We start from the raw sequence: 12,371 nt of genomic DNA on the forward strand, positions 1-12,371 counted from the left end.
GGCTCATTCACATTTTCACACAAAAAAAACACAACGAACTGTTTTCCAACAACAAAACCGTTTAAACACGTTTCCTTACGGACTCATTCGTTTCGTATTCGGAAAGTTTTAGGGTATCGCCACAAATTTGTGATCAACAAACTTTTAAAAACTTACAATTATGAACGGAATGGTTAATAAAGTACAGTTGATCGGGAACCTGGGTGCTGATCCAGAAATCAAGGAATTTGAAAAAGATCGCAAGATGGCGCGCATGAGCATAGCCACAAATGAGCATTACCGCAACGGAAACAATGAAAAGGTAACAAACACAACATGGCACAATGTTGTAGCCTGGGGAAGTTTGGCAAACATTGCTGAGAAATACATCAAAAAAGGAAGTGAAGTAGTTATTGAAGGAAAACTCAACAACCGTTCCTGGGAAGATAAAGACGGCAATAAACGCTATGCTACTGAAGTTGTGGCAAATGAGGTTTTACTGTTAGACAAAAAGAAAGATCAATAAAGATCTCTCAATCCCTCCAAAGTAACCCTTCGGAATTCATTTTTCGAGGAGTTTTATTTTTTACAATGATTGGGAAATCAAAACTTGTTTAGATATTTTTTGATTTGATCGATTATATTTGAAAAATAGAAACAATCGAACATTTAAAATCTAACCTATTTATGAATACTACCTTAAAAATAGGTGTCTTTTTTCTGGCATTTATTATACTGTTTTCAAGTTGCGCAAGTACTACACTTATTAAATCAGAACCCAGCGGAGCTAAACTCTACCTCGATGATATGCCGGTTGGCACAACACCTTACGAACACAGCGACACAAGAATCGCTGGCAGTTGTACATCTGTTCGGATAGAGAAAGAAGGATACAAAACTTTGAACACGAGATTTTGCCGTGATGAAGAAGCCAATCCGGGTCCGCTCATTGCCGGATTCTTTTTTCTGATACCTGCTCTTTGGGGATTGAAATATAAATCTATTCATGCTTACGAGCTAGAACCCATCACAGAAGAGAAAGAGAAAAAAGAAGTCGATGAAGCTCCTGAGGAACCTAAATCAAGCGAAGAACCGACTGAAAAACAATCAAAGTCAAAAGCTGACAGATTGAGAGAGTTAAAGGAGTTATTAGATGAAGGAATTCTAACAGAAGAAGAATTTAAAAGAGAAAAAGAAAAAATACTCAATGAAAAATAAAATTTGCATCGCAATTAATGGCAAATAGCTTCAAATATTCTCAGATAATAAATGCTACTGAGCAAGTTCTCGACTAAAAATTATTGAAACAAGAAAATGAAGACTGTTGCATACTTGCTCATTTTAGTACACTCAGTGATCCATTTTATGGGATTCTTCAAGGCTTTTAACTTTTTGGAATTCAAGGCTATAACTCAGCCTATCTCTAAAACAAGCGGAATCTTTTGGCTCACTTGTTCGGTATTGTTTGTTATTTCTCTGATCCTGTTTGAACTCCAGTTCAAATACTGGTGGATTTTTATTCTGCTTGCTATTATAACTTCCCAGGTTCTGATTATTTCTGTATGGCAGGATGCAAAATTTGGAACAATACTGAATGTCATTATTTTCATTTTTGGGCTACTCGCTTTTTCTGACCAACAATTCACTGATATGGTGAGGAGTGAAAGGGCTAGCATGCTATCAGGATCTGACCAAAAAGCTAAACAAAACCCGATATCAACACTACCCGAGCCTGTTCAAAAATTGCTCGAGAAAACCGGAGTGGATAGCTCTACTGAAATTCAAACGGTTTACCTCACACAATCGGCTCAGATTAAAATGAAGCCTGAGCAGGATGATTGGTACAGCGCCACAGCAGATCAATATTACGTCAGCTATCCTCCTTCCTTTCACTGGTCTATTGAGATGAAGATGAATCCGGTTATGCCTGTTCGCGGAAGAGATAAATTTGAAAACGGAAAAGGAGAAATGCAGATTAAGCTTTTTTCTGCAATACCGGTTGTCAACGTTCAGGACAACTCAAAAGTAGATGAGGCAACGCTTCAACGATTCCTGGCAGAAATTTCCTGGTTTCCATCTGCAGCGAGAAATGAGTACATCAACTGGGAAAAACTGGATGATCGCAGTGCACGAGCTACCATGACCTACAATGGCACTACCGGAACAGGAACTTTCCACTTTGACAATGAAGGGAATTTTGAAAAATTCACTGCAATGCGCTACTACGAGTCTGGCGAAAATGCGGAAAAGAAACGATGGACTGTAAAAGCTTTAGCCCACAAAGAGTTCAATGGGTTCATCCTTCCCTATATACTCGAAGCCAGCTGGTTACTAGATGATGATGAATGGACATGGTTGAAGTTGGATATTGATCATTTGGAGTACAACGTGAAATCAAACAAAAAGCATAAATAATTGCATCTGTTTTTTTAAAATCTTTAGATTTGAGAGTATAAGATATACAGTTGTGATTCTAATAGTTTTACAACCAAACTTAATATGAAATTATATGAACCGAACACTACTTACCATATTTTTGATTATTACAACTTGTTCATTTTACGCTCAGGATTTTGCGCCAATTGGTGCTGAATGGTACTACGGTGAAGGATATGCCTTCAGTGGCGACAAAAACTACATTAAGTTTACAGTAGTAAAGGATACTGTTATAAATGGAAGGAGTTGTAGGAAAATAACTAAAAGACACAAAGTTGAATGTAATTTGAGAGATTTTACCGAGTATATGTACTCCTCAAATGACTCTGTTTTCTATTACGACACAACCTTTAATAACTTTCAAACTCTTTACGTTTTCGATGCACAGCCTTCAGATAGCTGGGTTCTCGAATACACAGACGAAGATGACGAACTCGATTCATTGATTACTACTGTTGACTCTGTTTCAAATATTCAAATTAATGGTCAGAGCCTTAGACGTCTTCACGTAACCTATGAGAAAATTGATGAGAACAGGAATCGAACACATTCATCAACAATAATTGAGAAAATAGGTGATGTGAAATACATGTTTAATTGGAATCCTATGAGTCACATTATCTGTGACATGAACTCATCAGAAGGTTTGAGGTGCTACGAAGATGGTGATTTGGGTCTTTATTCAACAGGTCTTGCAGACTCATGTGACCTTGTTTACGACTGGTCTGGAATTGATGAAGTGAACTCATCAATTCAAATTGATGTATTCCCAAACCCAGCTGAAACGTATGTCTCAATAAGTATTTCAGACTTTAATGAATTCAATATTTCTTTGTTCGATCTTAATGGAAGACTGATCAAATCAAAGAATGTTGATGGTTCTGACCAAAAGTTAAAACTATCATCAATTCATAAAGGCGTTTATTTCATTCAGATAAAGAGAGACAATCAAGTATTAGGATATCAAAAACTAGTGAAACAGTAAATTTTATAAATTAAAAACTATCAACTTAAAATCCTTTAGCTTTGAAAAATCAGTAACTGATTGAAGTCTGTCTTGAATTTAGAACTTCTCTGCATTAACGTCAATTAGGATAAAACACAATTATGAAAGATCAAAAACTCGCAGTATTAATTGACGCAGATAATGTCCCATATGCCAACATCAAGGAAATGCTGGACGAAATAGCACGGTATGGTAGTCCAATCATCAAACGCATCTATGCAGACTGGACAAAGCCGCATGTCTCAGGTTGGAAAAAAGTCCTTCTGGAAAATGCCATCACACCGGTTCAGCAGTACAGTTACACAACCGGAAAAAACTCCAGTGACAGCGCACTAATTATCGATGCGATGGACCTCCTCTACTCTGAAAAAGTAGACGGCTTTTGCATTGTATCGAGCGACAGCGACTTCACAAGACTCGCAACCCGGCTCAGAGAAGCAGCTATGCTCGTCATAGGAATTGGCGAAAAGAAAACGCCAAAACCATTCATAACAGCGTGTGACAAGTTCATCTACATCGAAATTCTGAAAAAAGAACAAGAGTCAGAACCATCAGAAAAATCGACTAAACAAAAGAAAAGCAAGTCCGGATCTTCATCGGTGAGCAAAGTAGACCGTAAACTCGTGAAACTCATCAAGCAGAGTATTGATGAAATATCAGATGACAGCGGCTGGGCCTTTTTGGGCTCTCTGGGTAGTTTTATTCTCAAGAAAAAACCCGATTTCGATCCGCGTAACTACGGCTTCCAAAAGCTGTATCCGTTGATCAAAAGCACCGGAGAATTTGAAATCCAGGAACAGGAAACCGGAAGAAATAACATCAGGCATATTTATTTGAAGAATAAGTAGTTGTATTAATAGGTTACTTCTCTACTCCATAATTATAGAATGGTAATACAAGATGATAGAATAACAATCAATCACAGAAAAACTCCTCTCCTAATCAGAACCGTACTTATTTCCCTTGTTGTTACATGCGGTCTAATTCCTCTCCTTGCTACTATCCTGGCTCTTTCAATAGGAAAAGAACTTCATATTGGCATATTTGCTTCTTACATGATATTCTGGTCACTTGGAGCATTTATGACCAGAATAGTACTTTGGAATATTTATGGTAAAGAGCTCATTTACCTCGAAAAAGAGATTATCAGATACGAACCGAATTACAAATATTTCAAAGGTGCCGGGTCAGAATTAAAAGCTGAATCCATCAACGTTGAAATCATTCATAATGATCCAGAAAAAAAACGGTTGGGTCATCTTAGAATTCAGAATGGATCTGACCAAATTGAAACGGTTTTACAATCTGATACAAATCAATTACTCAAGGTAAAAGAACTTATTGAGAGTAAATATCACCGTCAATAGGTCTAGCTACTGGACAGGTTTATCAATATTTATTACATTAGCAAGAATCAGTTAAAACCTGCCTGATCAGTTTGAATCAAAAAACACTGCTATGAAAACAACCATATTTCTCACATTTACAGTGTGCTTTTTTCTTTTGGGCTGTAATCAAAAGCCAGATAAAGATTCTATCAATGCTGTTATCGGTGACATCAGTTATGTAGAAAAGTTTGGGTCAGAACCCGATAAAAATGCAGATGAACAAATCCGAATTAAAACACATCTTAAATACGTTGAAGAAAAACTCCGCAAAAAGGATGTGAGTGATCTATCTCCAGAACTCAGAAAAAGAAGAGCGGAGATGCTCGATTTATTGCAAGATTACAGGTCTGCCGGAGAGTTTCCTGTCAATTATGACTATCCAAATGAAAGGAGGCCCTGTTTCATCGATAAGAATGGAAATATTTGCGCAGTCGGTTATCTCATAGAACAAACAACTGGGCGAGAATTCGCAGAAAAGATCAATTCTTCATTCCAATACAGTTATTTGATGGATATCAATTTACCTGAGCTAGCAAACTGGGTTGCAAAAAGTGGTTTAACACTAAAGGAATGTGCTATGATTCAGCCTGCTTACTCTTACCAACCTTCAAAAAATTACGAGATATCCTCAACAGTTTTCAGCGGAGTCAATGTATCATTGGCAACCATTAATGCGACTCAAATTAGTAATTCCCCATCATCTAAAGCAATGCCAATAGCCGGACTAGTCTCAGGTGCCGGACAAGTTATGCTGGGAGTAATCAAAATCCCTGAAGCATATGAATCCCCTTATATCCACGATGAATACAACCGTTTAAAGACCACTAGCCTGATCAATATTGGCATTGGAACCACAACTTTGCTTTTGAGTACTTACAATTTGATTTCTAACCGTAGACCCAAAGTCAAAAAAACTTCGTGGGGAGTTTACAGCTACCCCACAAGACAAAACCAGGTTGGTGTTGGATTTAGTTTATCGAGAAGGTTTTAAGAATATGAAAGCTGCTGTAGGAATACTTATAACAATCTCTCTATCAGCTCTCAGTTGTAGCAGAGAAAAAGAAACCACACTTAATGATGTTTTCAAAAAATATCAAAATGGAAAAATAAGTGAATGCCAATATAATGGAAAACTTATTTATGTTGGCCAGTTAAATGCATATGATGCCGGAAGTAAAGTTTATGACAATAAAGGAAATGAAATTGGAACGTGCAACTACGCCTGGGGAAATATCGACCCAGTATGTGGTCAAAAAAAGAATTGCGAGGTAATCTATTGCATTAAAGATAATATATGGGGAGAAAAGGAAGTAAATAAATATGGACTCTAAATTTAGAATTAGGCTTTTTTGTTTATAATCCTTACAAAATTACAAAATCATAACAATTGAAGAAGTACGAAAAAGCACTTATCATTCTCTTTATAATTGCATTAGGTATACAATTAATTCCATATTTTAAGGCTAAAACTATGTTAACTGCATTATTATGCGGATTGATTGGAATATCATATTTATTTGGTGGATACTGGCTACTCAATACTAAAACTAAAAAGATTGTTATCCCTATTCTTGCGGGAGTGGCTTTTTGTGCATCTATAATTGTACTTCCATTTACATTTAGAATATACAGAGACGTAGCACAAAAAGTCCTTCCAATCCCAAACATTATTTTATTCCTCATTTTAGGATTTTATTTAATCATTAATAATAAGGACGTATGGCAAGGCTACAAACCAATTTTTGTTAGGTCTTCAATTATCCTCCTTATTGTCGGCATATTCTCCTATACCCCTCCTTCATTTAAACCTTTTCGCAAATTGTTATCGATCATAAATAACGGGAATAAACACCTCGTTAATAATATGGTGATGTTTAACTACATGCAGAAATATGATGCTGCAATAGAAAATGGAAACTGTGATGATGCCATGTATTATGCTAAAATGGGAAATGAAGCTGGTATGATATGGCTAGAACAATTCGATGACAAAATAGCTTTTGGTAAGCATAATGATATAAATAGTGAAAAAGAAATAATTCAACAATCAAACGTTGGTTATATCAAAAGCAAAAAATCAAAGAGTAGTATAGTCAATGAGGCCCCTAACAAATCCCAACTTAAAAAAATAGAGGGGACATTTGAAGGGTTATATGAAGCATATAAATGTAAAGCTGATAAATACTTCAATGAGAGAAATTATGAGTTAGCACTTAAATACTATGATAAGGCAAATAAAAATTTAAATTCTTGTGATTTTTCGGGTTGGAATTATGCAAAGGCCTATTCATTAAGCAACTTAGCCCTTTGCAACAAAGGCTTAAAAAGGTACGATAAGGCTGATTCATTATTTCACAAAGCTCTTGGCATACACAAAAATCCAAATACTCAATCTGCATTAATACTACTTAACCTGGGTGAGTCATTACATGAACAAGCTGACTACAATCGTTCAAATGAGGCGATAAAAAAAAGTAATGAAATATTCAAAATTCTATCTCTTCAGGAAGAAAGAAAGAATAACATAATAAATAACTATCATAGATTAGCTCATAACTATCTATATATGGATAGTTTAATACTCGCTAAAAAGTATATTGATAAAGCTTCAAAAAAAGTTGAAAATAATACAACATATTATTGTAGCTCTATACTATCCAAAGCCTATTACGAACACACTATCAATAATTTTAGTAAAGGAGATTCATTGGTTTCAGTATGTGAAGAATGTTTCAAAAAACTTCTAAATACAGATCACCAAAATTTTGCTAAAATTCATTACATTAAATCTCTTTCAAAGAAAAAACAAGGAAAATATCAAGAAGCTCTTGAAAGCATAAAGATCACTAAAAGGATAAGTGAAAAGAACTTTGGTCAAAACTTAGTCGATTATTCAAATCAGTTGGCTCATATTAATTATGAAATTGGAAATTATCAAAAAGCTAAAAAGCTATATTTCGATAATTTAAGTACAATTATTAAAACATATGGTAAAAATAATTATAGGCTTCCAGAAATACTATCTGATATATCCCAATTGCAAGTTTCTCTTACAAAATTTGATGTAGCTTATAATTATAATGCAAAATCAATCAATAGTGCTAAAAATATTTACGGTAAACTGAACAAGCCAACATTATCATACCTACTAAATAACTCTGCTAATGTTCATTATCACCTAAGTGACTACAAGTCTTCAGACTCATTATATAGTAAAGTACTTGAATTAAACGATAATCTTGGTAAAAGCTCAATTCTCTCAAGAGCAAAAGCCATGAATGGCCTGGGACTAACCATGACAGCTCTTGAAAAATATGACAAGGCAGACTCTCTTTTCTCAGAATCTAATAAACTGTATTCAAACCTTTTCACGAAAGGACATCCCAATAAGGCTACTGTACTCTTAAACCATGCTAGTCTAAAAATTGATACAAGAGAATTAATCGAGGCAGAACGAATGCTAAGTGAAGCCCTGGAAATAAGTGAAGCCTATCTAAATCCAAGTCATGACTTGTTTGGTGACATCTATTTTGCCTTTGGCAAATTATATCAAAGCAGAAAACTCAAAAACAAAGCAATAAACTACTACAATAAAGCACTTGAAAACTACTCCAATAAATTTGATGATCATTATAAAATAGATTTGGTAAAAGAGAAACTGAAATCTTACTCGTAAAAAGTAGCTTTACTAATTCCTGAAGTTTTTATCTGTCAGAATTATCCTTGTGACATAAATAATTGCATCTACTTTTTAAACGCCTTAGATTTGATGGTAATACTCTCATGACTGATGAAAAAATATAGACTCAAGATAGGAACTCCATGTAACGAAAGCTGGGAGAAAATGACAGGCGGAGAATTAGAAAGGTTTTGCTCCAGGTGCTCAAAGAGTGTTACAGATTTTACAGGAATGACTGATCAGCAGATCATAAAAATGATCACTGATGAGCGTTCCAAAAATATCTGTGGCAAGTTGTCAAACAATCAACTCAACAGAGTCTATCGAAGGCCGGATAATAAATTGAGCTCGTCAGCTTTCTCAAAAGTACTTCCCGGCTTACTCCTTTTAGGAGCAACAAATGAACTAAATGCACAGGAAACCAAAACAACAGATCAGGAAGTTGTTCAATCTGTCTATAACCATCTCAAAGAATCAAAAACTGACACTAGTAAAATTGAATCCGACAAACCTTCACAAGACACTTCAAAATATATTATTGAGGGTAAAATAATTGACTCTGAAACTCAAGAGCCTGTTGGATTTGCTAATATTTGGGTTAAAGACACTGATATTAGAAACTCTTCAGACATAGATGGCCAATATAAAATTATGATCCCCGATAGTATAATTACAGATCAAATAACAATAAGACTGGCGTTCGTTGGTTATGCTCCTAAGAGTATCACTTTACAGGCTTCCGATTTTCCTTTGACCTCAGCCCTGACAATAAAAATGACAGCACAAGTACAACTATTGGGAGAAGTCGAAATCATAGAAAAGAAACCGTGGTGGAAGTTTTGGAAATAAACTCAATGAAAAATCATTTGAATCTGTTCGCTATCTTAGTCCTATCCATCTTTTTTTTAGGCTGTTCACAACTAGCTGAGAAAAAGAAGGACAAGCCTGTCAAGCAAGTGAATTTAGCGAGTGAATTGAATGAACATGTCTCCAACAGTAACTCTGACTCGACTTCCAATCCTCTTTCATATCATTATTTAGCAGATAAAGATTTGAAAAAAGTCGCCAGATGGATTGTTTCAGACTCAATTGAACCTGCTGACAACAAAGTCACTTTTTCAATTCTCAATAGTATTTCTGATTCTAACAAAGCCACCAGAGATTATTACTTCCCTGCATATTTAGCCATTGTAAAAAAATCTGATGGAGCCCTTGCTCAAATTATCGGTTCTTACAGTCTTAGGTATATTAAAGAATATCCCGTAGAATTTTTCGAAAGAATAAAATGCGATAAAGGAAAGGAGTGTGGCGACCTTTTAAATGTAGCTTCCTCTGTTCAATATGAAATTGAGATGGGTCAGAACCCTATTCAAGAATTCGCCCAATTGAGAAGATTAATAAATGAGAAAACGTCTGAAAGTGATAAGGATGTAAAGAAAAAAGTAAAGCGCTTTTTAGGATACATCGAGATAAAGAAAGTATGATTTAAAAAACTCAATATGCTTTTTTATAGAATCTTAACTAGGTTGCACATTATAAAATCCAGCCGCTTGATATGCTTCTCATTTTTAGCTGTCGCATTTTTAAGCGCCTGCTCTTCGATACCTAAAGATCATGTTGGCATTATCTTTAAAAAGAATGAGAAAGCGTTTGAGATTAAACATGCCGGAGTAACCCTCTCTCCTACTGATGAGGAGAATGAGCTCATGATAATCAATCTCAATAGAAAAGACACTGTTGATCTCAAGTTCCTAACCAAACATGGAAAAGAGATGTCTTATCTCCTGGCATTTGACTATCAAATTATTGAGGAGAATTTTGAAGAACTAGTCCGGTTCATCAACACTTACAATACAGATTTTAAATCAACTTTACAAAGTGTTGAACACGCAGAAATGAGAGCCGCATCAAGGAGTTCGTTAGGCCTTTACACAAAACAAGAATTGGAATCTATCCATATTGATGAAGTAATTACAGCTGAGTCATATCTTCCAAAATTCTGGAAGTTAAATACTGTTAAGCTTGTTAAAAAGTAGACCACTCAATTAAAACATATCAAATGTTACTAATTGAATTAAAAACATTACAATTACTTTTTCCCAACACAAAAAACTAACTTGCTTTGTAGTTACAAAAATTGAGAAAAAGCTTCTTCCAAAACCATGAAAAGCAACTTAGAAAACATACTCAAATCATTTGGTGGCTTTTCTGATGAAGACATTTCGTTCGGACTAAGCAACTTTGTTTCAAAACATTTTAAAAAGGATGAAATACTCCTTGAAGCTGGTAAAACCTGCAAGTGGATTGCCTTTATCAATTCCGGAATTGTGAGAAACTATTACATTTCCAGTAATAATGAAGAAGTAACATACTGTATGACCTTTCCCAACAACTTTATCACAGCTTATTCTTCATTTATTTCAGGTGAAAAAACATTTGAGAACATTCACGCATTAAGCGAAACTGAAGCCCTTTTCATCAAAAAAGAGCAATTATTAAAACTCACTAATTCCAGCAAAAAATGGCTTGAATTTTCAAATCATTTTGCTGAACAGGCTTATGTTATTATGGAACACCGCCTACTCACACTTCAAAGGGAATCTGCTGAAAAACGCTATGAAGAATTGATTACAAACCACCCTGAATACTTGCAATATGTACCGTTAAAATACATTGCCTCTTATTTAGGAATAACCCAAAGACACCTTAGCCGATTGAGAAAAAATATCGCTTATTAGACATTTGTCCTTTTCATATTCATTGCCACGCATCACTTTTGCACAAAATGAACTCAAAATGAAAGGAAATAAGATATTAATAATCAACGGTCATCCCGATAAAGAAAGTTATAATTTTGGATTAGCTGAAGCTTATAGAAAAGGTGCTGAAAGCACAAATGCAAGTGTTGACATAATCAACGTAAGAGACCTTGAGTTCAACCCCAATTTACAATTTGGATATCGTAAAAGGACTGAACTAGAGCCAGACCTCAAAAAATCTATTGATAAAATCAAAGAATCAGATCACATCGTTTGGGTATTTCCCATGTGGTGGTATGGATATCCCGCAATCTTGAAAGGCTTTATAGACAGGACCTTTCTACCAGGAATCTTCTTTGAATTTGTTCCAGGAAAACCATTGCCTAGAAAGCTTCTAAAAGAAAAAACTGGGAGAATCATCATCACGGCAGACACACCAAAATGGTATAATATTCTGTTTATGAAAAGTCCAGCTATTAACCAGTTTAAAAAAGGAACTTTACAATTTTGTGGAATAAACCCTGTTAAAGTCACTTACATATCAACTATCAAAAACTCTAATGATGAGTTCAGAAATAGTTGGTTAACAAAAGTTGAAAAACTCGGAAACAAACTAAAATGATAGCAAAAACGCCTAATCCTCCATACTATGCAGTTATATTTACTTCGGTCAGAACCGAAGGTGACAATGGATACGCTGAAATATCCAAACAAATGGTTGAGTTAGCGTCTCAGCAAGAGGGGTTTCTTGGAGTTGAAAACGCAAGAGATGAGCTAGGTATAACAGTTTCATACTGGAAAGACCTCAAATCTATCAAGAAATGGAAACTAAATTCTGAACACTTATTTGCTCAACAAAAAGGGAAATCTGATTGGTACAAGCATTACAAAACCCGCATTTCAAAAGTGGAAAGAGATTACGGTTTTGAAAAATAATGCCAAGTTTAATCCTATTTTGAAACAAATCCACTTAGGTAGTCTTCCCTCATCTTCAGATCCCAAAGCTAACTTGAATACTAAAGCTTGTCCTCAACATCAGTATGCAAACAAGAGTAAAAAAATACACCTGAAAGGTGAATGGTGATATTTTCATCTTACTAAACTATCTTGTGATAAATAAAGCA

General features: G+C 35.0%; 15 protein-coding genes. All 15 read left to right on the forward strand.

From position 1 onward, the window contains the following. Window positions 1–160: 160 nt before the first annotated feature. The 15 genes from F3059_RS02625 (at window position 161) to F3059_RS02695 (ending at window position 12,183) form a co-directional block, all read left to right on the forward strand. Window positions 161–505, forward strand: coding sequence for a single-stranded DNA-binding protein (locus F3059_RS02625; RefSeq protein ID WP_151166389.1), 345 nt, complete (start codon window positions 161–163; stop codon window positions 503–505). 161 nt (window positions 506–666) lie between these two features. Then, a complete protein-coding gene (locus tag F3059_RS02630) occupies window positions 667–1,197 on the forward strand; it encodes a PEGA domain-containing protein (protein WP_151166390.1) in 531 nt (176 codons plus the stop codon). A gap of 96 nt (window positions 1,198–1,293) precedes the next feature. Continuing rightward, the gene (locus tag F3059_RS02635) at window positions 1,294–2,394 is read left to right on the forward strand and encodes a DUF6920 family protein (protein ID WP_151166391.1); all 1,101 of its coding nucleotides are present in this window, start codon (window positions 1,294–1,296) and stop codon (window positions 2,392–2,394) included. Between the two features lie 94 nt (window positions 2,395–2,488). Beyond that, window positions 2,489–3,400 carry a T9SS type A sorting domain-containing protein gene (locus F3059_RS02640; protein ID WP_151166392.1) on the forward strand — a complete coding sequence of 304 codons (912 nt, stop codon included), beginning with the start codon at window positions 2,489–2,491 and terminating at the stop codon, window positions 3,398–3,400. Between the two features lie 122 nt (window positions 3,401–3,522). After that, window positions 3,523–4,269, forward strand: coding sequence for an NYN domain-containing protein (locus F3059_RS02645; RefSeq protein WP_151166393.1), 747 nt, complete (start codon window positions 3,523–3,525; stop codon window positions 4,267–4,269). A 39-nt stretch (window positions 4,270–4,308) separates the two neighbouring features. Continuing rightward, window positions 4,309–4,788 carry a hypothetical protein gene (locus F3059_RS02650; protein ID WP_151166394.1) on the forward strand — a complete coding sequence of 160 codons (480 nt, stop codon included), beginning with the start codon at window positions 4,309–4,311 and terminating at the stop codon, window positions 4,786–4,788. Between the two features lie 91 nt (window positions 4,789–4,879). Continuing rightward, complete coding sequence (locus F3059_RS02655; protein WP_151166395.1) at window positions 4,880–5,800, forward strand: hypothetical protein; 921 nt, start codon at window positions 4,880–4,882, stop codon at window positions 5,798–5,800. Window positions 5,801–5,804: 4 nt separating this feature from the next. Then, window positions 5,805–6,140, forward strand: a complete 336-nt coding sequence (locus tag F3059_RS02660; protein ID WP_151166396.1) for a hypothetical protein — start codon at window positions 5,805–5,807, stop codon at window positions 6,138–6,140. 56 nt (window positions 6,141–6,196) lie between these two features. Further along, window positions 6,197–8,485, forward strand: coding sequence for a tetratricopeptide repeat protein (locus F3059_RS02665; protein ID WP_151166397.1), 2,289 nt, complete (start codon window positions 6,197–6,199; stop codon window positions 8,483–8,485). A 114-nt stretch (window positions 8,486–8,599) separates the two neighbouring features. Then, complete coding sequence (locus F3059_RS02670; RefSeq protein ID WP_151166398.1) at window positions 8,600–9,337, forward strand: carboxypeptidase-like regulatory domain-containing protein; 738 nt, start codon at window positions 8,600–8,602, stop codon at window positions 9,335–9,337. A gap of 5 nt (window positions 9,338–9,342) precedes the next feature. Next, the gene (locus tag F3059_RS02675) at window positions 9,343–9,972 is read left to right on the forward strand and encodes a hypothetical protein (RefSeq protein ID WP_151166399.1); all 630 of its coding nucleotides are present in this window, start codon (window positions 9,343–9,345) and stop codon (window positions 9,970–9,972) included. Window positions 9,973–10,038: 66 nt separating this feature from the next. Next, complete coding sequence (locus F3059_RS02680) at window positions 10,039–10,524, forward strand: hypothetical protein (protein WP_170265002.1); 486 nt, start codon at window positions 10,039–10,041, stop codon at window positions 10,522–10,524. 126 nt (window positions 10,525–10,650) lie between these two features. Then, window positions 10,651–11,226 (forward strand): Crp/Fnr family transcriptional regulator, encoded by a 576-nt coding sequence (locus F3059_RS02685; protein WP_151166401.1) that lies wholly within the window; start codon window positions 10,651–10,653, stop codon window positions 11,224–11,226. Between the two features lie 58 nt (window positions 11,227–11,284). Continuing rightward, on the forward strand, window positions 11,285–11,869 hold the full coding sequence (locus F3059_RS02690) for an NAD(P)H-dependent oxidoreductase (protein ID WP_151166402.1): 585 nt from the start codon (window positions 11,285–11,287) through the stop codon (window positions 11,867–11,869). Next, the gene (locus F3059_RS02695) at window positions 11,866–12,183 is read left to right on the forward strand and encodes an antibiotic biosynthesis monooxygenase family protein (protein ID WP_151166403.1); all 318 of its coding nucleotides are present in this window, start codon (window positions 11,866–11,868) and stop codon (window positions 12,181–12,183) included. The genes F3059_RS02690 and F3059_RS02695 overlap by 4 nt, the downstream gene beginning before the upstream one ends. Window positions 12,184–12,371 lie beyond the last annotated feature (188 nt).

This window comes from Salibacter halophilus, assembly GCF_008806325.1.
Taxonomy (GTDB): domain Bacteria; phylum Bacteroidota; class Bacteroidia; order Flavobacteriales_G; family Salibacteraceae; genus Salibacter; species Salibacter halophilus.

Coding starts and splice junctions, on each gene's coding strand:
- F3059_RS02645 (WP_151166393.1), top strand. CDS start 3,523: ATGAAAGATCAAAAACTCGCAGTATTAATTGACGCAGATAATGTCCCA.
- F3059_RS02625 (WP_151166389.1), top strand. CDS start 161: ATGAACGGAATGGTTAATAAAGTACAGTTGATCGGGAACCTGGGTGCT.
- F3059_RS02690 (WP_151166402.1), top strand. CDS start 11,285: ATGAAAGGAAATAAGATATTAATAATCAACGGTCATCCCGATAAAGAA.
- F3059_RS02695 (WP_151166403.1), top strand. CDS start 11,866: ATGATAGCAAAAACGCCTAATCCTCCATACTATGCAGTTATATTTACT.
- F3059_RS02675 (WP_151166399.1), top strand. CDS start 9,343: ATGAAAAATCATTTGAATCTGTTCGCTATCTTAGTCCTATCCATCTTT.
- F3059_RS02650 (WP_151166394.1), top strand. CDS start 4,309: ATGGTAATACAAGATGATAGAATAACAATCAATCACAGAAAAACTCCT.
- F3059_RS02640 (WP_151166392.1), top strand. CDS start 2,489: ATGAACCGAACACTACTTACCATATTTTTGATTATTACAACTTGTTCA.
- F3059_RS02630 (WP_151166390.1), top strand. CDS start 667: ATGAATACTACCTTAAAAATAGGTGTCTTTTTTCTGGCATTTATTATA.
- F3059_RS02670 (WP_151166398.1), top strand. CDS start 8,600: ATGAAAAAATATAGACTCAAGATAGGAACTCCATGTAACGAAAGCTGG.
- F3059_RS02635 (WP_151166391.1), top strand. CDS start 1,294: ATGAAGACTGTTGCATACTTGCTCATTTTAGTACACTCAGTGATCCAT.
- F3059_RS02685 (WP_151166401.1), top strand. CDS start 10,651: ATGAAAAGCAACTTAGAAAACATACTCAAATCATTTGGTGGCTTTTCT.
- F3059_RS02655 (WP_151166395.1), top strand. CDS start 4,880: ATGAAAACAACCATATTTCTCACATTTACAGTGTGCTTTTTTCTTTTG.
- F3059_RS02660 (WP_151166396.1), top strand. CDS start 5,805: ATGAAAGCTGCTGTAGGAATACTTATAACAATCTCTCTATCAGCTCTC.